The sequence below is a fragment of the Clostridium sp. TJA085 genome (assembly GCF_058310235.1).
Genome location: NZ_JBZEEZ010000001.1, coordinates 647,952 through 667,828, shown reverse-complemented (window position 1 = coordinate 667,828; position 19,877 = coordinate 647,952). Strand labels below are relative to the sequence as shown.

General features: G+C 28.5%; 18 protein-coding genes and 1 other annotated feature. All 18 genes read left to right on the top strand.

Features of this window, described 5'->3' with window-relative positions; translation table 11 throughout:
- The first annotated feature begins 50 nt into the window (after positions 1-50).
- The 18 genes from AC4FQW_RS03560 to ftsZ all read left to right on the top strand — a co-directional run bounded on the left by AC4FQW_RS03560 (position 51) and on the right by ftsZ (position 19,787).
- A complete protein-coding gene (locus tag AC4FQW_RS03560) occupies positions 51-545 on the top strand; it encodes a PRC-barrel domain-containing protein (protein WP_491147257.1) in 495 nt (164 codons plus the stop codon).
- Positions 529-1,560 (top strand): AI-2E family transporter, encoded by a 1,032-nt coding sequence (locus AC4FQW_RS03555; RefSeq protein WP_491147255.1) that lies wholly within the window; start codon positions 529-531, stop codon positions 1,558-1,560. Before AC4FQW_RS03560 ends, AC4FQW_RS03555 begins: the two co-directional genes overlap by 17 nt.
- A 117-nt stretch (positions 1,561-1,677) precedes the next feature.
- Positions 1,678-1,860 (top strand) — a binding site (T-box leader).
- Between the two features lie 50 nt (positions 1,861-1,910).
- A complete protein-coding gene (gene alaS, locus AC4FQW_RS03550) occupies positions 1,911-4,559 on the top strand; it encodes an alanine--tRNA ligase (protein WP_303126932.1) in 2,649 nt (882 codons plus the stop codon).
- Between the two features lie 139 nt (positions 4,560-4,698).
- Positions 4,699-4,956 carry an IreB family regulatory phosphoprotein gene (locus AC4FQW_RS03545; protein ID WP_024614558.1) on the top strand — a complete coding sequence of 86 codons (258 nt, stop codon included), beginning with the start codon at positions 4,699-4,701 and terminating at the stop codon, positions 4,954-4,956.
- 46 nt (positions 4,957-5,002) lie between these two features.
- The gene (gene ruvX / locus AC4FQW_RS03540; RefSeq protein WP_303126933.1) at positions 5,003-5,419 is read left to right on the top strand and encodes a Holliday junction resolvase RuvX; all 417 of its coding nucleotides are present in this window, start codon (positions 5,003-5,005) and stop codon (positions 5,417-5,419) included.
- A 76-nt stretch (positions 5,420-5,495) separates the two neighbouring features.
- On the top strand, positions 5,496-5,756 hold the full coding sequence (locus tag AC4FQW_RS03535) for a DUF1292 domain-containing protein (RefSeq protein ID WP_303126934.1): 261 nt from the start codon (positions 5,496-5,498) through the stop codon (positions 5,754-5,756).
- A 24-nt stretch (positions 5,757-5,780) separates the two neighbouring features.
- Complete coding sequence (locus tag AC4FQW_RS03530) at positions 5,781-6,242, top strand: Fur family transcriptional regulator (RefSeq protein WP_303126935.1); 462 nt, start codon at positions 5,781-5,783, stop codon at positions 6,240-6,242.
- 70 nt (positions 6,243-6,312) lie between these two features.
- The gene (locus tag AC4FQW_RS03525) at positions 6,313-7,980 is read left to right on the top strand and encodes a ribonuclease J (protein WP_303126936.1); all 1,668 of its coding nucleotides are present in this window, start codon (positions 6,313-6,315) and stop codon (positions 7,978-7,980) included.
- A gap of 185 nt (positions 7,981-8,165) precedes the next feature.
- Entirely contained in the window at positions 8,166-9,992 is a 1,827-nt protein-coding gene (gene typA, locus AC4FQW_RS03520; RefSeq protein ID WP_303126937.1) for a translational GTPase TypA, read from the top strand.
- A gap of 98 nt (positions 9,993-10,090) precedes the next feature.
- Positions 10,091-11,098: an endolytic transglycosylase MltG gene (mltG, locus tag AC4FQW_RS03515; RefSeq protein ID WP_303126938.1), complete on the top strand. Its 1,008-nt coding sequence runs from the start codon at positions 10,091-10,093 to the stop codon at positions 11,096-11,098.
- 17 nt (positions 11,099-11,115) lie between these two features.
- Positions 11,116-11,760 carry an O-methyltransferase gene (locus AC4FQW_RS03510; RefSeq protein ID WP_303126939.1) on the top strand — a complete coding sequence of 215 codons (645 nt, stop codon included), beginning with the start codon at positions 11,116-11,118 and terminating at the stop codon, positions 11,758-11,760.
- Between the two features lie 7 nt (positions 11,761-11,767).
- Positions 11,768-13,012 (top strand): peptidase U32 family protein, encoded by a 1,245-nt coding sequence (locus tag AC4FQW_RS03505; RefSeq protein ID WP_491147251.1) that lies wholly within the window; start codon positions 11,768-11,770, stop codon positions 13,010-13,012.
- Positions 13,013-13,023: 11 nt separating this feature from the next.
- Complete coding sequence (gene udk / locus AC4FQW_RS03500; RefSeq protein WP_303126942.1) at positions 13,024-13,641, top strand: uridine kinase; 618 nt, start codon at positions 13,024-13,026, stop codon at positions 13,639-13,641.
- A gap of 58 nt (positions 13,642-13,699) precedes the next feature.
- The gene (locus tag AC4FQW_RS03495) at positions 13,700-15,301 is read left to right on the top strand and encodes a penicillin-binding transpeptidase domain-containing protein (protein WP_303126944.1); all 1,602 of its coding nucleotides are present in this window, start codon (positions 13,700-13,702) and stop codon (positions 15,299-15,301) included.
- Between the two features lie 77 nt (positions 15,302-15,378).
- The gene (gene sigK, locus AC4FQW_RS03490; RefSeq protein ID WP_303126946.1) at positions 15,379-16,080 is read left to right on the top strand and encodes an RNA polymerase sporulation sigma factor SigK; all 702 of its coding nucleotides are present in this window, start codon (positions 15,379-15,381) and stop codon (positions 16,078-16,080) included.
- 55 nt (positions 16,081-16,135) lie between these two features.
- The gene (locus tag AC4FQW_RS03485; protein ID WP_491147249.1) at positions 16,136-17,191 is read left to right on the top strand and encodes a type IV pilus twitching motility protein PilT; all 1,056 of its coding nucleotides are present in this window, start codon (positions 16,136-16,138) and stop codon (positions 17,189-17,191) included.
- Between the two features lie 144 nt (positions 17,192-17,335).
- Positions 17,336-18,619, top strand: coding sequence for a cell division FtsA domain-containing protein (locus tag AC4FQW_RS03480; RefSeq protein WP_491147247.1), 1,284 nt, complete (start codon positions 17,336-17,338; stop codon positions 18,617-18,619).
- Between the two features lie 13 nt (positions 18,620-18,632).
- Complete coding sequence (gene ftsZ / locus AC4FQW_RS03475; RefSeq protein ID WP_303126952.1) at positions 18,633-19,787, top strand: cell division protein FtsZ; 1,155 nt, start codon at positions 18,633-18,635, stop codon at positions 19,785-19,787.
- The last annotated feature ends 90 nt before the right edge of the window (positions 19,788-19,877 follow it).

The window sequence follows — 19,877 nt, the reverse complement described above, 5'->3', positions numbered from 1 at the left end:
CAATTTTTTTGGGAAAGCTATTTTATAAGTGAGTATATAGGAGGTGCAGCATGATTAGAAGCAAGGAGTTTTTACTTAAAAATGTTTATGATATTAGAGGGAAAAAATTAGGAGTAGTAGAGGATTTATATATAGATTTTTTTAAAGGCATTATAATAGGGCTTAAAATATCAACTCATGCTTTTTTTTCTAAGAAAAATTGCGTGTTTATTGATGATATAATATCAATTGATAAAGAGATATTAGTTAAAGAATTAAAAGAAGGAACTGGCCTTAGATTACAAGAAGTTAAGGGAATGGATATAATAGATTTAAATGGTAACCTTAAAGGTGTAGTAGAAGACTGTATAATAGATGAAGTAGGTTTAACTATAAAGGGATTAGTTGTTAGTACAGGGCTTATAGAAAGATTGTTAAAAGGTAAAGAAGTTATATTAATAAACGAATGTATCCTTGGTGAAGATTATGTTTTGTATGTTGGTAATAAAAATGTTACTTTAAAATCAATGCCAAGAAAAGAAGAGAAAAATGAAGTTTCAAATTAAAAATAGATTACTTTTAATAAAGATATTAATATCTATAATTGTAGTTGCATTTATAATATTATATTTTAAGTGGGGAATTTTTAGAGAAGTTATAAATATTATAATTATAGCTTCTATATTAGCATATGTACTAAGGCCTTTACGAAATTTACTTATGAGTAAATGGATGCTTTCAAAAAACAAATCAACATTAATAGTAATGCTTGGTATAATACTTTTAATTTCTTTATTGATGGCTATATTACTTCCAAACATAATAAATGAATTTTCTAATTCTTCTTATATGATAGATGAATTTTCTAGATATATAAAAAATTTTGGAGATAAAATGAAAATAGGAAATTCTTCTTTGTCTGGAGTTATATACAGTGAATTAGAAACTAAAGTATGGGGATATATTATGGAACTATCTCGTTCTATAATAAATTGGATTATTGAATTTACTAGTGATATATTTTCTATTGCTCTTATACCTATAGTTTCATATTATTTTTTAGCAGATGGGGAAAGTATAGCTAATAAATGTTATTTATTAGTACCATTAGAAAAAAGACGTATTACTAAAAATATTATAAATGATGTAAATATGTTATTGGAAAGATACATAATAAGTCAAGTTATTTTATCATTAGGAATTGGACTAATGTGTTTAATATTATTTATATTAGTAGATATAAAGTTTGCATTTTTATTAGCTATAATAAATGCAGTTTTTAATATAGTTCCTTATTTTGGGGCAGTTTTTGGTGGAATACCAGCTGTGATTGTAGCTTTAATAGATTCACCAGCAAAAGGTCTTTGGATTGGTTTGGGTATACTTTTAATACAACAAATAGAAGGTAATATATTAGCACCTAAAATTACTGCTGATAGTACAAACATACATCCAATTGTAATAATAATAATACTTCTAATAGGAGAAAAAATTGGCGGAGTTTGTGGAATGATACTTGCAGTTCCTATAGGAGTTATATTAAAGGTTATATATGATGACTTAAATTATTATTTATTTTAGTACAAATTAAATAATAGTTTTTATAAGAATATAAAAATGTTATAAAGTTTAATAAATAATCTAAAAATATTGACATATTTAAGCATATAAAATATAATTTCATTAGTTATAATTTAATATTTAGCATTGATTAGGATGAGTAAATTTGAATTTTATTTTTCAGAGAGGAAGTGGTTGGTGTAAACTTCTAAATAAATCATTTTGAAGCTACCTATGAGCTATAGCCATTAAAAGAGATGTAAATTTATTTTACATAATTAGGGTGGTACCGCGGAAGAATTTGTAGCTTTCGTCCCTTACTATTTTATAGGGATGAGAGCTTTTTTATATTGAATTGGAGGGAATAATATATGAAGTATATGGGAACTAATGACTTAAGAGAAGCTTATTTAAAATTTTTCGAAAGCAAAGATCATTTAAGATTAAAAAGTTTTTCTTTAGTTCCAAAAAATGATAAAAGTTTATTATTAATTAATGCTGGAATGGCTCCACTTAAGCCTTATTTTACAGGAATGCAAGAGCCACCAAGAAAAAGAATAACAACATGTCAAAAGTGTATAAGAACAGGTGACATAGAAAATGTTGGTAAAACATCAAGACATGGTACTTTCTTTGAAATGCTTGGAAACTTTTCATTTGGAGATTATTTTAAAGAAGAAGTAATTCCATGGGCTTGGGAGTTTATAACAGAAGTTTTAAAAATGCCAAAGGACAAATTATATGTAACTATATATTTAGACGATGATGAAGCATTTAATATTTGGACTACAAAAACAGATATAGACCCTAATAGAATATTCAGACTTGGAAAAGAAGATAACTTCTGGGAACATGGAGCAGGTCCATGTGGTCCATGTACAGAAATTCATTTTGATAGAGCAGAAGAAGGGGTAGAACCTGTAAAAACTGCAGAAGAATTTGTAAAAGCTAGTGATGAAGATAGAGTAATAGAGTTTTGGAACTTAGTATTTACTCAATTTGATGGAGATGGAAAAGGAAATTATGAAAGACTTCAAAATCCTAACATAGATACAGGTATGGGACTTGAAAGACTTGCAACTTTAATGCAAGGTGTAGATAATATATTTGAAATTGATACAGTTAAAAATATATTAGGTAAAGTTTCAGAGCTTTCAGGAGTAAAATATGGTGAAGACAAGGTTAAAGATGTTTCACTTAGAATAATTACAGACCATATTAAATCAGTTACTATGATGATTTCAGATGGAGTTCAACCAAGTAACGAAGGAAGAGGATATGTTTTAAGAAGACTTTTAAGAAGAGCTGCAAGACATGGTAGAGTTTTAGGTATTAAAGGATTATTCTTAAAAGATGTTGTAGAATCAGTAGTTGAAAATTATGCTTCAGAATATGATGAACTTTTAACTAAAAAAGACTATATTGAAAAAATTGTTACATTAGAAGAAGAAAGATTTAATGAAACAATAGATTCAGGAATGGGAATACTTTTAGGATATATTGAAGAATTAGAAAATAAAAATGAAACTGTATTAAGTGGAGAAAAGGCATTTAAGCTTTATGACACTTATGGATTCCCATATGAGTTAACAGAAGAAATATTAGAAGAAAAAAATATGACAATAGATAGAGAAGCATTTGATAAAGAAATGCAAGATCAAAGACAAAGAGCAAGAAGTGCAAGAGGGGAATTCACTTACATGGGTAGTGAAGAATCACCAATCAATTCAATTGATAACAATATAGAATGTGAATTTGTTGGATATGATAATGATGAAGCTATTGGTAAAATTCTTTTCTTAGCAAATGATGAAGAAGTTTTAGAAGAGTTAAAAGAGGGTCAAAAAGGATATATTGTAACTGATAAAACTCCATTCTATTCAGAAATGGGAGGTCAAGTTGGTGACAAAGGTATAATAAAAGGACATAGCTTTGAAGCTTATGTTTATGATACAAAAAATAATGTTGCTGGAAAAACTATTCATTATGTAAAAGTTAATACTGGTATAGTAAAATTAAATGATGAAGTTGAATTAAAAATAGATGTTAATAGAAGAAATAATATACGTAAAAATCATACAGCAACTCATATGCTACATTCAGCTTTAAAAATAGTTGTTGGAGAACATGTAAATCAAGCAGGTTCTTATGTTGATGATGAAAGATTAAGATTTGACTTTACTCATTTCCAAGGATTAACTTCAGAAGAACTTCAAAAGGTTGAAGATTTAGTAAATGCTAAAATAATGGATGTATTTACTGTAGAAACTAATCTTATGTCATTAGATGAAGCAAAAGAAAGAGGAGTTACAGCCTTATTTGATGATAAATATGGTTCAGAAGTTAGAGTTGTAGAAGTATCAGATTATTCAAAAGAATTATGTGGTGGAACACATGTTAAAAATTCAGGACAAATTGGGTTATTTAAAATAGTTAATGAATCAGGAGTAGCAGCTGGAATAAGAAGAATAGAAGCAGTAACTGGATTTAGTGCTATTAAATACATGGAAGAAAAGCAAAGTGTACTTAAAGATGCTTGTGCAGCATTAAAGTGTAATGAAAAAGATATAATAAATAAAATATCAGCACAAGCTTTAGATATTAAAGAAAAAGAAAAAGAAATATTAGAACTAAAATCAAAACTTACAAGTGGAGCAGAAGATGATATATTAAAAGCAGCTAAAGACATAAAAGGTATTACTGTTATATCATACGCCTTAGAAGATGTAGATGGAAATGCTTTAAGAGACTTAGGTGATAAGATAAGAAATAAAGCACAAAAATCAGTAGTAGTTTTAGTTAGCAATGTAAATGGAAAAGTAAATTTAGTAGCTATGGCAACTAAAGATGCTGTATCAGAAGGAGTACATTGTGGAAAAATAATAAAAGAAGTAGCTTCAGTAGTTGGAGGCGGCGGTGGTGGAAGACCGGACATGGCTCAAGCTGGAGGAAAAAGCCCTGAAAAGATAAATGAGGCTGTACAAAAAACATATTCTGTAGTGGAAAGTTTATTAAAATAGTGTACTTTTAAATTTAGATAGGTTATAATTAACTTATAGAAGTTGAATATAAAATGAAATGCATGGATAATACTATTGAATATATAGATTTCCTTTAACAATTAGGTAAGGGGGTGAGCTGCTAAAAGCAGCGAGGAGTATGAGCAATAATTTAGAACATACAATGCAATTTGATGTATCAAAGAATAAAGAAGTGCTAACAAAGGCCATTTTAACAGAGGTTTATAATTCACTTCAAGAAAAAGGGTATAATCCAATTAATCAACTTGTGGGTTATTTAATATCAGGAGACCCTACTTACATTACAAATTACAACGGAGCAAGAGCTTTAGTAAGAAAACTTGAAAGAGATGAAATTCTTGAAGAAGTTATAAAATCTTATTTAGAGATAAAATAAACAAGGTGCCCTGTTGAAGGGCATCTTTTGTTTTAGAGGAGATAATATGAGAATATTAGGATTAGATGTTGGACAGAAAACTATAGGAGTTGCAATTTCAGATCCACTTGGTTTTACAGCCCAAGGTATAACAACTATAAGAAGAACAAAAAAAACTGATGATGTAAAAGAAGTTGTGAGAATATGTAATGAGTATTCTGTAGAAACTATAGTTGTAGGACTTCCAAAAAACATGGATGGTTCCATTGGCTTTGCAGGAGAAAAAATACAAGAGTTTAGTAATTTACTTAAAGAAGCAATTGATTTAGAAATAGTATTTTGGGATGAAAGACTTACAACAGTAGCTGCTCATAGAGCTATGCTTGAGGCAGATTTATCAAGGGGAAAAAGAAAGAAAATAGTTGATAAAGTTGCTGCAACGTATATATTACAAGGATATTTAGATAGAATATCAAGAAAATAAATGATTATTAAATGAAAATAATTATTGACAAAATAAAACAAATATAATTAAAATATAAAAAAAGGAGATGCGGAAAATGGAAAAAGATATAGAATACATTGATTTATTAGATGAAGAAGGAAATGAATTAAAATTTAAAGTAGTTAGCTTTTTTAAGATAGATGATTTAAATAGCGAATATGTTGTTTTAACTCCAGCTGATGAAGAGGGAGAAGAAGCAGTAGTACTTAAAGTTGTTTCTGACGAAGAAGGAGAAGATACTCTTATAAATATAGAGGATGAAGCAGAATTTGCAATGGTGGAAGAAGCTTATAACTTATTAATGCAAGAAGAATAATAGACATGAAAAGAGGTGTTGTAAATGGGAAGCACAGTTTCCGTGGATATGCAAGAACTTAAGGAAAACTTAAAAGAAAAAGGATATAAATTAACTCCTCAAAGAAGAGCAATAGTAGATACTATTATAAAAAACGAAGGAAGACATCTTACTGCTGAAGAAATATATGATGAAGTAAAAAAAGATTGTCCGGAAATAGGCTTAGCAACTGTATATAGAACTGTTGCGTTACTTGAGGAAGTTAAATTGTTATCAAGGTTAGATTTAAGCGACGGATGTAGTAGATATGAAATTATTCACCAAGATGAAGAACATAGACATCACCATTTAATTTGCAACCAATGTAACAAAGTTTTTGAAGTTGAAGAAGATTTATTAGAAGAATTAGAACATAGAATAGAAACAAAATATAAATTTAAAATACAAGATCACAGCGTAAAATTTTATGGTATATGTGATGAGTGTAATAAGGGAGAGAAAAATTAAAGGATGTCTCTTTAAATATTAAGAGAAGAATTCTTTTGTTTATATATATTCTTAAATAAGGAGGGGAAATATGAAGAATGAAAAAGCTAAGGTTAAAATAATTCCTCTTGGCGGAATAGATGAAATTGGAAAAAATCTTACAGTCATTGAATACAAAGATGATATAGTAGTAATAGATTGTGGATTAAAATTTCCAGAAGCTGATATGTACGGAATAGATATCGTAATACCAGATATATCTTATTTATTAAAAAATAAGGAAAAAGTTAGAGGAATATTTTTAACTCACGGACATGAAGACCATATAGGTGCACTGCCATATGTATTAAAGCAATTAGATGTACCTGTATATGGAACTAAGCTTACTTTAGGTATTGTAGAAACTAAATTAAGAGAACACGGAATTTTAGATACTACACAACTTGTTAGAGTAAAGCCAAAAGATAAAATAAAGTTACAAAATGTAACTGTTGAATTCATCAAAACAAACCACTCAATAGCAGATTCAGTAGCTATTGCTATTCACACGCCACTTGGTGTTGTTTTACACACAGGAGATTTTAAAATAGATCATACTCCTATAGATGGTGGAAGAACAGATTTTGCAAGACTTGCTGAATTAGGAAGAAAAGGAGTACTTGTAATGATGGCTGATTCTACAAATGTAGAACGTCCAGGATATACTAAGTCTGAAAGTGTTGTTGGTGAAAATTTAAAAAGGTTATTTGGAAAAGCAAAAGGTAGAATTATAGTTGCTACATTTGCTTCAAATGTTCATAGAATTCAACAAATAATAACTGCTGCGGAAATGTATGGAAAGAAAGTTGCTGTATCAGGAAGAAGTATGGAAAATATAGTACAAGTGGCAATTGAACTTGGATACTTAAAAATACAAAAAGATACTTTAGTAACTATTGATGGTAGTGCAAAATACAAAAACGAAGAAATGGTTATTATAACAACAGGAAGTCAAGGAGAACCAATGTCAGCTCTTGCTAGAATGGCTGCTGCTGAACATAGAAAGATAACTATAGTTGAAGGGGATACTGTAATAATATCAGCAACTCCTATTCCAGGTAATGAAAAGTTAGTATCAAAGGTAATAAATAGATTATTCAAAAAAGGTGCAGAAGTTATATATGGTTCAGATGAGAATGTCCATGTTTCAGGTCATGCTTGTCAAGAAGAATTAAAACTTATGCAAACTATAGTAAGACCGAGATTTTTTGTTCCAGTTCATGGAGAATTTAGACACTTAAAACAACATGCTGAACTTGCTGTAAGTGTTGGATTAAATCATAGAAATTATGTTTTACCTGAAACAGGAGATTTAATTGAAATCACTCGTAATTCAATTAAGAAAAATGGTACTGTATCATCAGGGCAAATCCTTGTAGATGGATTAGGTGTTGGAGATGTAGGTCACATAGTTTTAAGGGATAGAAAGCATTTATCACAAGATGGTATATTAACTGTTGTTGTTACTTTAGATAGGGAGAGTGCATCAGTTATTGCAGGACCAGACATAATTTCTAGAGGATTCGTATATGTTAGAGAATCTGAAGGCCTTATGGATGATGCTAGAGAAATTGTAAAAGAAGTATTAAATGAATGTGAAAAATCAAAAATTACTGATTGGGCTACTATAAAGAGCAGAATCAGAGATGAACTTAGAAATTTCTTATATGAAAAAACTAAGAGAAAGCCTATGATACTTCCAATAATAATGGAAATATAGAAAGCTAATACCTTAATTAACAATCATTTATGTTGACTTTTTAAAAAGTAAATATTAGAATATAAAATAGTGCGAGAATTGGGTACACGAGTATCCAATTTTCTTTTTGAAAAAAAATATTATAGGTTTACATAGAAAAATATATAGAAAAAATATATAAGTAAAGCTAATTTTGGAGGAAGAGAATGGAATTAATTAAAAGAGAAGATATTAGAAATATTGCTATTATAGCCCACGTTGACCATGGTAAGACTACATTAGTTGACGCATTATTAAAAGATAGCCATACTTTTAGAGAAAATGAAAAAGTAGAAGAAAGAGCTATGGATTCAAATGATTTAGAAAAGGAAAGAGGAATTACAATTCTTTCAAAAAATACAGCTGTAAGATACAATGGTGTAAAAATAAACATAGTTGATACTCCAGGACACGCAGATTTTGGTGGAGAAGTTGAACGTGTACTTAAAATGGTTGATTCAGTTTTATTAGTTGTTGATTCATATGAAGGTCCAATGCCACAAACTAAGTTCGTTCTTAAAAAAGCATTAGAGTTAGGATTAAAACCAGCAGTAGTTATAAATAAGATTGATAAACCAGATGCTAGACCAGAAGAAGTTATTGATGAAGTTTTCGAATTATTCTTAGAGCTAGGAGCAGATGATGAGCAATTAGATTTCCCAATAGTGTATGCTTCAGCAAGAAATGGTTTTGCAAGATATAATGTTGAAGATACAAATGAAAACATGACTCCTTTATTTGAAACAATATTAAAGCATGTTCCATGTCCAGAAGGATATGTAGATGGACCATTACAAATGCTTGTTACTACATTAGATTCAAATGCATTTGTTGGAAGAATTGCAATCGGTAAAATACATAGAGGAACTGTTAAGAAAAATCAACAAGTTGCATTAGTTAGAAAAGATGGAAGTACTTCAAATTATAAAGTTACTTCATTATTTGGATATAATGGATTAAAGAGAGAAGAAGTTAACGAAGCTTCAATGGGAGATATTATAGCTTTAAGTGGTGTTTCAGATGCAAATATAGGTGAAACAATAGCTGATGCTCAAAACCCAGAAGCATTACCATTTGTTGAAATTGATGAACCAACACTTAGCATGAACTTTATGGTAAATGACTCACCATTTGCAGGTCAAGAAGGAGATTTTATAACTTCAAGACATTTAAGAGATAGATTAATGAAAGAACTTGAAACAAATGTAAGTTTAAGAGTTAGAGAAATAACTCCAGATTGTTACGAAGTATCAGGAAGAGGAGAACTTCATTTATCAGTTCTTATAGAAACTATGAGAAGAGAAGGATACGAATTACAAGTATCAAAAGCAAATGTTATATTCAAAGAAGAAGACGGCAAAAAATTAGAGCCAATGGAATATTTAACTATAGATGTACCTGAAGAATTCATGGGACCTGTAATGGAAAAACTTGGACCAAGAAAAGGTGAAATGGTTAATATGACTTCTGCTGTAAATGGATATACAAGATTAGAATTTGTAATTCCAGCAAGAGGACTTATTGGATTTAGAAATGAATTCATGACTGATACAAAAGGTAACGGTATAATGAACCATGTATTCCATGGATATGAGCCATATAAAGGAGAAATTCCAGGAAGAAGCAGAGGATCAATTGTATCATTCGAACAAGGAGATGCTATTGCATATGGATTATTCAATGCTCAAGAAAGAGGATCATTATTTATAGAACCAGGAACACCAGTATATCAAGGTATGATAGTTGGAGTTTGTGGTAGAGCAGATGATATTGATATAAATGTATGTAAGGGTAAAAAACTTACAAATACAAGATCATCAGGAGCTGACGAAGCAATTAAATTAGTTCCACCAATTCAAATGAGCTTAGAAAAAGCTTTAGAATTCATAAATAGTGATGAATTAGTAGAAGTAACTCCAGAAAACGTAAGAATGAGAAAAACTGTTTTAGATAGTGCTGAAAGAAGAAGAAGATTATCAAGAAGCAAAAAGTAATAGTCTAAAATTGTATCTTTATAAAATGAAAAAAAAGTATTATAATAAAGTGAATAGCCGAAATACTGGCTATTTACTTTTATATATAGGGGGATTTTATGAAGAAATCTAAGGGTAAATTAATAATTATTTGCGTGTTAATTGCAATAATTTTAGGTTCTATAGTTTTTATGTACGCTAATACTGTAAACAATCCCTTAAAATCTAGCAATGATAAAATAGTTATTAAAATAGATAAAGGGGAAGGATTTTATACTTTATTAAATGATTTAAAAGAAAAAGGATTAATAAAAAATGAGGCTTTTATTAAACTTTACTTAAAAATTAATAAGGTTAATCCTAAGTTAGTTGAAGGCACATATACAATAAATAGTGATATATCTTTAAAAGATTTTATAAAAGAACTAGAAACTGAAAAAGTTGTAAATGTTGTTATACCAGAAGGTTATACAATTGACCAAATGGGAGATCTATTTGAGGAAAAAGGATTATTTACTAAAAAAGCATTTTTAGAAGCTGTTAAGAATTATAAACTTCCAAGTTACATAAAAAATAATAAGGATGTTAGATATCCATTAGAAGGTTTTTTATATCCAGATACATATTCGTTTAAAATAGGAGTTACTCCAAATGAAGTTATAAAAACTATGAATGATGAATTTTTAAAAGTTTTTAAGGAAGTTGAAAAAGAAACAGGAGTAACTGTACCAGATGATAAGATATATTCAATTGTTACAAAGGCATCTTTAATTGAGAAAGAAGCTAGAACAGAAAAGGATAGACCTTTAATTTCATCAGTAATTGATAATAGATTACAAAAAGGTATGCCATTACAAATAGATGCAACAGTTATATATGCTTTAGGTAAGCATGTTGATAAGGTTCTTTATAAACATTTAGAGATAAATTCACCATACAATACTTATAAGGTTAAAAGCTTGCCAGTTGGACCAATTGCAAGTCCAGGAAAAGCATCTTTAATTGCGGCTCTAAAACCAGCTAAAACTGAGTATTTATATTATTTGTTGGATCCTAAAAAAGGAGAACATTATTTTACAAATAGCTATTTAGATTTTGAAAAAAAGAAATCTGAATTTGGATATTAATTTTATTGGAGGCAATTATGAGCGGAATTACTTATGATTATATGGAGGATTATTTAAGGGGATTAATTGGTGAAAGCACTGGTAAATTTAAAGAACTTGAACAATTCGCAAAAGAAAATGGAGTTCCTATAGTACAAAAAGAAGCAGGTAAATTTTTAGAGTTTATGGTTAGTATGAAAAAACCTCTAAAGATACTAGAGCTTGGAACAGCCATAGGGTATTCAGCTATACTTATGTATGAAGCTGCAAAAACAAATCCTGATATTATTACTATAGAGAGAAGTAAAGAAATGATTGATCTTGCAAAGCAAAATATAAAAAAATATAATTTGGAAGATAAAATCACTATAAAAGAAGGGGATTGTCTTCAAATATTAGAAGAATTAGATGAAGAATTTGATTTAATATTTATGGATGCAGGAAAAGGCCATTACAATCATTTCTTACCTCATTGCTTAAGACTTTTAAAAAAAGATGGTATAATTATAGCCGATAATGTTTTATTTAGAGGAATGGTTGCATCTCAAGACTTAGTTAAAAGAAGAAAAATAACTATAGTTAAAAGAATGAGAACATATTTAGAGATGGTTTCTGAAGATGAAAATTTAATTACATCTGTAATTCCAATGAGCGATGGAATTGCTATAACAAAGAGGAGGTAATTTTTAAATGAGAAAGCCAGAAATTTTAGCACCAGCTGGAAATCTTGAAAAATTAAAAATCGCAGTAGATTTTGGAGCTGATGCTGTTTATATAGGTGGAAATAGATTGAATTTAAGAGCTTTTGCAGGTAACTTCACAAATGAAGAAATTGCAGAAGGTGTTAAATACTGTCATGATAGAGGAAGAAAACTTTATGTAACTATGAATGTTTTCCCTCGTAACTTTGATTTAACAGGTGTTGAAGATTACATAAAAGGACTTGAAAGCTTAGGTGTAGATGCTATTATAGTTTCAGATCCTGGAATAATTGCAATTGCTAGAGAAGTAGCTCCTGATTTTGAAATACATTTAAGTACACAAGCTAATACAGTTAACTGGAGAGCAGCTAAATTTTGGTATGACTTAGGAGTTAAAAGAATAGTTCTTGCTAGAGAAATGTCTTTCAATGAAATATACGGATTTAGAGATAACTTACCAGAAGGTTGTGATTTAGAAGCTTTTGTACATGGTTCAATGTGTATAGCATATTCAGGAAGATGTTTAATATCAAATTATTTATTAGGAAGAGATTCTAATAAAGGAACATGCGCTAATGTTTGTAGATATAAATATCATCTTGTAGAAGAAACAAGACCAGGTGTTTATTTCCCAGTTGTAGAAGATGATAAAGGAACTTACATAATGAATTCAAAAGATTTATGTATGATAAAACATATACCTGAATTAGCTCAAAGTGGAATATATTCATTTAAGATTGAAGGTAGAATGAAGAGTGAATTCTATGTAGCATCAGTTGTTAAAGCTTATAGAGAAGCTGTAGATAGCTACTTTGAAGATCCAGAAAACTATGAATTTAAGCAAGAATGGATGGATATATTATTAAAGGTTAGTCATAGACCTTATCATACAGGATTCTACTTTGGAAAAACTGGAGAACAAAATTATGATGATTCATCATATATAAGAGATTATGATATAGTTGGAATGGTAAAAGAATATGATGAAGAAACTAAAATTGCTACAATAATACAAAAAAATAGAGTGTTTAAGGGAGATAAAGTTGATATTTTAAGACCTTATACATCTAATTTTTCAATAGAAATGGGATCAATGTATGATGTTGAAAAAAATACTGAAACAGATGTTGCAAATAGAGCACATATGATTTTTAAAATGAAAGTTGATACTCCATTAAAAGTAAATGATATGCTAATTAAACAAAAAGAATCTTTAGAGATTGTTAACAACTAGGAGGTAATTTAATGAAAAAACCTATACTTATTGGAATTACTGGTGGAACAGGATCAGGAAAAAGTACAATAGCTGATGAAATATTTAATAGCTTTAATGAAGAATGTATCGCAATGATACAACAAGATGCTTATTATAAAGATCAAAGTCATTTAAGCATGGAAGAAAGAACAAAGACTAATTATGATCATCCAAGAGCTTTTGATAATGACTTATTAGTAGAACATTTAAAGGATTTAATAGCAGGTAAAGAAATTGAAAAGCCAATCTATGATTTTACATTACATAATAGAGCAAAAGACACTAATTTAGTAAAACCAAGAGACATAATAATAGTTGAAGGTATATTAGTACTTGAAGATGAAAGAATTAGAGATTTATTAGATATTAAAGTTTATGTTGATACAGATGCTGATATAAGAATTTTAAGAAGACTTGTAAGAGATATAAATGAAAGAGGAAGAACTGTAGATTCAGTTGTTGAACAATATCTTTCAGTAGTTAGACCAATGCATATGCAATTTACTGAACCAACTAAGAGATATGCTGATATAATTGTTCCAGAAGGTGGACACAATAAGGTAGCAATAGATATCTTAGTTTCAAAAATTAAAGATATATTAAACTAGGTTGAATAAAACACCTTTTCTTAGTCAAGAATTAGCTAGGAGGAGGTGTTTCCTTTTTATGAAAAAAAAGAATACAAGAAGATATAATTGGATATTAGGTTTTATTATATGTGTATTTACTATTCTTTCAGTTAGATTATATTTTTTAACTATTCATCCCACAGAAAGAGTTGAATCAAATTATAAAAATCATCAAACAGAAAATATAAGTAATAGTAAATATATGCTTTTAGATACAAATGGAAAAGATTTAATGAGCTATAAGAAGAAATATGTTTTAGTTATTGATTCAAGACCATTTAGTTTGAATAATTATGGAGAAACTTTAGAAGATTTAATGGCTCTTAACTTTATAATGAAAGCAGAAAATGAAGAATTTAATTATACAGATGTTATGAGAAGTCAGGGAAAGTTATATTATGAAATATCGGAAGAAACATATAATAAAATAAATAAGTTAAATAATTTAAAAGGTGTATATACATTTGTAAGTGATGAAATAGATATGAAAGAAGCTTGGTCTGTAAGTTCCATGTTTTCAAATATATATGAAGATAATTTTGTAAAGGGATCTTTAAATGAAGAAATTTTTAATAATATAAAAAATAATGTTGTTCCTAAAAAGAACTTTTATTTAGATGAAAAAAATACTTACTCAATAAATGAACTGAATTTAAATAAGGAAAATAGAAATGTGAAATTAACTGTAGATAAAGAAATAGAAGAAGATATAAGAAAAGTTCTATTAAAAGAAGAATATTTAGATTATAAAAATGTTGGTGTTACATTAATTGAAAGCAATACAGGAAAAATAAAAGCTATGGTTCAAAAAGATGAGAGTCAAGCAAATATAAATTTAGGAATTGAAGGTGCTGGATATGAACCAGGTTCCATATATAAAGTAATAACTTATGCATCTGCATTAGAAGAGGGGTTTATAACTCCATATAATACTGTTTCATGTAATGGTAAGATGTGTAATGGAAAGGTTCATGGAACATTAACTATAAAAGAAGGCTTAGTAAAATCATGTAATGACGTATTTGGGGCAATAGGAAGAAAAGTTGGTTATGATAAGTTAATGCAATATAGTGAAAGAGTTGGATTGTTTGAAAAAGTTTTGAATTTTCAAGGTGAAAATAAAAATGAAACTTCAGGAATAAAACCATTAAATGATGATCCTAAAAATAATAATAAAATAGCTCTTATATCAATAGGTCAAGCAATGAATGTATCTCCTATTCAAATGCTTGGAGCTATAAACACTATAGTAAATGACGGCGTTTATATAAAACCTTATATAGTTGATAGTATATTAGATAATGATGATAAAAATATAAAGAAATACAATACAACTAAAGAAAGAATATTTACTGAAACAACAAGTAAATTAGTGAAAAATGATATGAAGGAAGTTGTATTAAATGGAACAGGAAAGAATGCTTATATTGAAGGATTTGATATTGGAGGAAAAACAGGATCATCATCAAGTGGTAGAGGAACAACACATGGATGGTTTGCAGGATATTTTACAATAAATAATGTGGAGTATACTATGATAGTATTTTTACCTGATTTAATTGAAGAAGAAAGTGTAGGAGGAGGAAACACTGCTGCACCTATATTTAAAGATATTGTTTTAGAACTTGGTAAAAAATAAAAAATATATTTTTTATAATAGCAAGTTTTAAGAAGAAAAGTCATATGATATTAGTAAGCACTATAAGGAGGAAGAAAGTGTTAGTAATATCAAATTTTATCGAGCTTTTATGCAATACAATATTTTTAAGTGGTTATGTATCTAATAATAACACTTTCCCAACACCTCTTAATGAAAAAGAAGAGGAAAAATATTTAAGAAGATTAAAAGAGGGGGATAAAGGGGCGAAAAGTGTTTTAATTGAAAGAAACTTAAGATTAGTAGCTCATATAGTAAAAAAATATTCATTTCCAAATAAAGATGTAGATGAACTTATATCAATAGGAACTGTAGGACTAATAAAAGCGATTGACTCATTTGACGTAGATAAAGGAACAAGACTTGCAACTTATGCATCAAGATGTATTGAAAATGAGATACTTATGCTTTTTAGAAATAATAAAAAGCAAAAAGGAGAAGTTTATTTACAAGACCCTATAGGAATAGATAAAGAGGGAAATGAAATATGTTTGATTGATGTATTAAGTAGCGATAAAGATTCTGTAATAGAAAAAGTTGAGAGTAATCTTCAAGTTACAGCATTATATAAAAAAATGGAGGAAATACTTACAGAAAGAGAACATGATATAATAGTTATGAGGTATGGACTTAAAGATGGAAAAAGTAAAACTCAAAGAGAAATAGCGGCAAAGCTTAATATATCTAGGTCCTATGTTTCAAGAATAGAAAAAAAAGCCTTAAAAAAATTACAAAAAGTTTTATATGGGAAAATAACATAAGTCTATAAATATTTTATATATTATAAAAAACAAATTAAAAATTCGGAGGACAAAAATGTATACTTTAAAAGAACTTTTAGAAAAAACTATTGGATGTAAAGCTTCAGATTTACATTTAACAGCTGATTTAGCACCTATGCTTAGAATAAACGGAAAATTAAAATCTGTTAGTGAAGAAAAACTAAGCAAAGATGATTTGAGAAGTTTCTCAAAAGAATTATTAGGAAATAAATTTGAAAAATATATTGAAAATGGAGAAATAGATAGTTCTTATTCCCTAGAAGGAGTAGGACGTTTTAGAGTTAATGTATTTAGACAATTAGAAAGTGATGCTATAGCTATAAGAAGTATAACTTTAGATGTTCCTACACTAGAAGAGTTAAATCATCCTAATATAATTAAAGAATTAGTAGCTAAAAGAAGAGGACTTATTTTAGTAACTGGACCAACTGGTAGTGGAAAAAGTACAACTTTAGCTGCAATGATAAATGAAATAAATTCAACTAGAAGTGAAAATATAATAACATTAGAGGATCCCATAGAATATATTCACAAGCATAAAAAGAGTATAATAAATCAAAGAGAAATAGGAAGAGATAGTAAGAGTTATAAAAATGCACTTAGAGCAGCATTAAGAGAAGATCCAGATGTTATACTTATTGGTGAAATGAGAGATTTAGAAACTATTTCTATTGCAATTACAGCTGCAGAAACAGGTCATTTGGTTCTTTCTACATTGCACACTATTGGAGCTACTCAAACAATAGATAGAATTATAGATGTTTTTCCTCCATATCAACAGCAACAAATTAGAGTTCAGTTAGCTTCGGTTTTACAAGGAGTAATATCACAACAATTAATTGAAACTATAGATAATAACAATAGAGTGGCTGCATTTGAAACTATGATAATAAATCCTGCAATTCAAAATCAAATAAGAGAAGGTAAAACACATCAAATACAATCTGTCATACAAACAGGTAGTAAATTCGGTATGAAAACAATGGATATGTATTTAGTAGATCTTATTAATTTAGGAATTATAGATAAAGAAGTTGCGATTACATATGCTTTAGATAAAGAGATGATTAATAGAATGATGAAATTTTAAATATGACCATTTACAATGGTCATATTTTTATTTTATTATTTTTAAATATTAATAATTTAATTAAGTAAATAAAATAAAGAGGAATTTAAAAATATATGTTGAATATATAAATGTAAGATATAATGAGGAGGTAATGTAAGAAAAATGCAAGAATTTTTAGTGACAGCGGTAGATATAGGAACACAAAAAATTTCTGCATCAAGTGGTATATCAAGACTAGGTGAAGAAGTTGAAATATTAGGAAGTTCTTGTGTTTACTCTAAGGGGATTGATAGAGGAAAGATAGTTGATAGTAAAGCATGTAAAGAAAGTTTTCTTGAAGTTTTATATAAATTAGAGGAAGAAATTAATGAAAAGATTTATGATATTTACATAGGGTTACCATCTTCAGATTTAAAGTTAAAAGAATATGAAATAAAAGTAACAAATACTCATAATAATTTTTTGAAAAATTTAAAAGAATCAATATTAAACTTACAAGAAAGCATAGAGTTAAGTGAAGATGAGAGAATATGTGATGTATCAATAAATTATTATAAAATAGGTGATGATGTAAAATTAGAAATTCCTAAAGATGTATTAGGAGATATATATGTTAACGTTACTGTTTTTTTATGTAATAGAGATACATTAAATAAATATAAAACTTTATGCATAGATACAAGGTATAATATTAAGGGATTTATTTCTAATATAAATTCATTAAGAAATATATTTTTATTTAAGGAAGAATTAGGCGAAAAGGCCATAGTAGATAGTGGAGCTGGATTAACTGAAATTGGTATATTTAAAGACGGAGTTATAAAGGAACTTATTTCTATTCCATTAGGTGGAAATAATATTACAAGTGATCTTTCAATATGTGCAGGTTTAACAAATAAAGAGGCTGAATTAGTTAAGTGTGAATATAGCAATAATTATGTAAGTATTTTAAATGATGATTTACAAAAAGAAATACTTATAGATGGTAAAAGTATTCATAAGGAATTATATTTTAAAGTGTGTGAGGCAAGAATTGAAGAAATTCTTAATTATGTAAATAATGAATTAAAAAATACTAGTCATTATAACGATTTATGTAGTATAATTTTATGTAGTGATTCTTTAACCAATTTTGAAAATATAAAAGCGTTAGTAAGTGAAATGATAGATTACAAAGTTAATATAATTACAAAAAGTGATTTTAATATGCAAAATCTTTCAAATATTACTTCTTTAGCTATTGTTAAAGAGGTGCATGATAGGGTAGAATTAATATGTGAAGATTTTACAAAAGATGTTAAAGGTAATACTTTAAAATTTGAGGAAATAAGTGATATTGATGTTAACGCTAATTATGAAATAGAAGATTTAGGTCACGACGATAAGAAAAAAAAGAATACTGGCATTATAGGAAAAATAAGAAGTTTACTAGAGGATATTTTCTAAAGGAGGAATTGTTTTGTTAGATTTTGAAGTTGATATGCAAGAATTAACTAATATAAAAGTCATAGGCTGTGGAGGCGGAGGAAGTAACGCTGTTAATAGAATGATAGTTGAAGGATTAAAGAATGTAGAATTTATAGCTATCAATACAGATAAACAAGCCCTTATGCTATCACATGCAAATCAAAAAATACAAATAGGTGAAAAGCTTACTAAGGGATTAGGAGCAGGAGCTAACCCTGAAATTGGACAAAAAGCAGCAGAAGAAAGTAGAGAAGAAATTACAGCAGCTATTAAAGGTGCTAATATGGTATTTATTACTGCTGGAATGGGCGGTGGAACAGGAACAGGTGCTGCACCAGTTGTTGCTGAAATTGCTAAATCATTAGAAATTCTTACAGTAGGTGTTGTAACTAAACCTTTCCCATTTGAAGGAAAGAGAAGAATGAGACATGCTGAAATGGGTATTGCAAAGTTAAAAGAAAAAGTTGATACATTAGTAATAATCCCTAATGAAAGATTATTATTTATGGCAGATAAAAAGACAACACTTTTAGATTCATTTAGATTAGCTGATGATGTTTTAAGACAAGGTGTGCAAGCGATATCAGACCTTATAACTATTCCTGGAGTAGTTAATGCAGACTTTGCTGATATAAAAGCTGTTATGTTAGATAAAGGATTAGCACATATGGGTGTTGGTCATGGAAAAGGCGATAATAGAGCATCTGATGCTGTTAAAGAGGCTATTGCTTCACCACTACTTGAAACTTCAATAGAAGGTGCAACTGGAGTTATACTTAACTTTACAGGTGGAGCAGATCTTGGAGCATTAGAAGTTTATGAAGCTGCAGATGTAGTAAGAGAAGCTGCTGATGCTGATGCAAACATAATATTTGGTGCTGTTATTGATGAAACTCTTCAAGATGAAATAAGAATTACTGTTATAGCAACAGGGTTTGAAGAAGATGGAATAGGTGCACTTCCAAAAGAAACACCTAAAGTTGAAGTGAAAAAACAAATAAGCAAACAAGTTGAAGAAACTGTTGTAGAACCAAAAGAAGAAGTTGCAGCAACTTCTTCAGAGGAAACAGTAAGCTCAACTATAACTTATACTGAAGAAGATTTATCAATACCAACATTTTTAAGAAGACCAAGAAGATCAAATTAAAATTTAAAAATATTATTAAATTGGTTTTAAAAGCTTTAGATATTTATATCTAAAGCTTTATTTTTTTAGAAAAGGTTACAAAAAGGTAAA

What these genes read in the sequence shown, in the direction of transcription:
- AC4FQW_RS03560 (WP_491147257.1), top strand. Translation starts at nt 51, where the DNA reads ATGATTAGAAGCAAGGAGTTTTTACTTAAAAATGTTTATGATATTAGA.
- AC4FQW_RS03555 (WP_491147255.1), top strand. Translation starts at nt 529, where the DNA reads ATGAAGTTTCAAATTAAAAATAGATTACTTTTAATAAAGATATTAATA.
- alaS (WP_303126932.1), top strand. Translation starts at nt 1,911, where the DNA reads ATGAAGTATATGGGAACTAATGACTTAAGAGAAGCTTATTTAAAATTT.
- AC4FQW_RS03545 (WP_024614558.1), top strand. Translation starts at nt 4,699, where the DNA reads ATGAGCAATAATTTAGAACATACAATGCAATTTGATGTATCAAAGAAT.
- ruvX (WP_303126933.1), top strand. Translation starts at nt 5,003, where the DNA reads ATGAGAATATTAGGATTAGATGTTGGACAGAAAACTATAGGAGTTGCA.
- AC4FQW_RS03535 (WP_303126934.1), top strand. Translation starts at nt 5,496, where the DNA reads ATGGAAAAAGATATAGAATACATTGATTTATTAGATGAAGAAGGAAAT.
- AC4FQW_RS03530 (WP_303126935.1), top strand. Translation starts at nt 5,781, where the DNA reads ATGGGAAGCACAGTTTCCGTGGATATGCAAGAACTTAAGGAAAACTTA.
- AC4FQW_RS03525 (WP_303126936.1), top strand. Translation starts at nt 6,313, where the DNA reads ATGAAGAATGAAAAAGCTAAGGTTAAAATAATTCCTCTTGGCGGAATA.
- typA (WP_303126937.1), top strand. Translation starts at nt 8,166, where the DNA reads ATGGAATTAATTAAAAGAGAAGATATTAGAAATATTGCTATTATAGCC.
- mltG (WP_303126938.1), top strand. Translation starts at nt 10,091, where the DNA reads ATGAAGAAATCTAAGGGTAAATTAATAATTATTTGCGTGTTAATTGCA.
- AC4FQW_RS03510 (WP_303126939.1), top strand. Translation starts at nt 11,116, where the DNA reads ATGAGCGGAATTACTTATGATTATATGGAGGATTATTTAAGGGGATTA.
- AC4FQW_RS03505 (WP_491147251.1), top strand. Translation starts at nt 11,768, where the DNA reads ATGAGAAAGCCAGAAATTTTAGCACCAGCTGGAAATCTTGAAAAATTA.
- udk (WP_303126942.1), top strand. Translation starts at nt 13,024, where the DNA reads ATGAAAAAACCTATACTTATTGGAATTACTGGTGGAACAGGATCAGGA.
- AC4FQW_RS03495 (WP_303126944.1), top strand. Translation starts at nt 13,700, where the DNA reads ATGAAAAAAAAGAATACAAGAAGATATAATTGGATATTAGGTTTTATT.
- AC4FQW_RS03485 (WP_491147249.1), top strand. Translation starts at nt 16,136, where the DNA reads ATGTATACTTTAAAAGAACTTTTAGAAAAAACTATTGGATGTAAAGCT.
- AC4FQW_RS03480 (WP_491147247.1), top strand. Translation starts at nt 17,336, where the DNA reads ATGCAAGAATTTTTAGTGACAGCGGTAGATATAGGAACACAAAAAATT.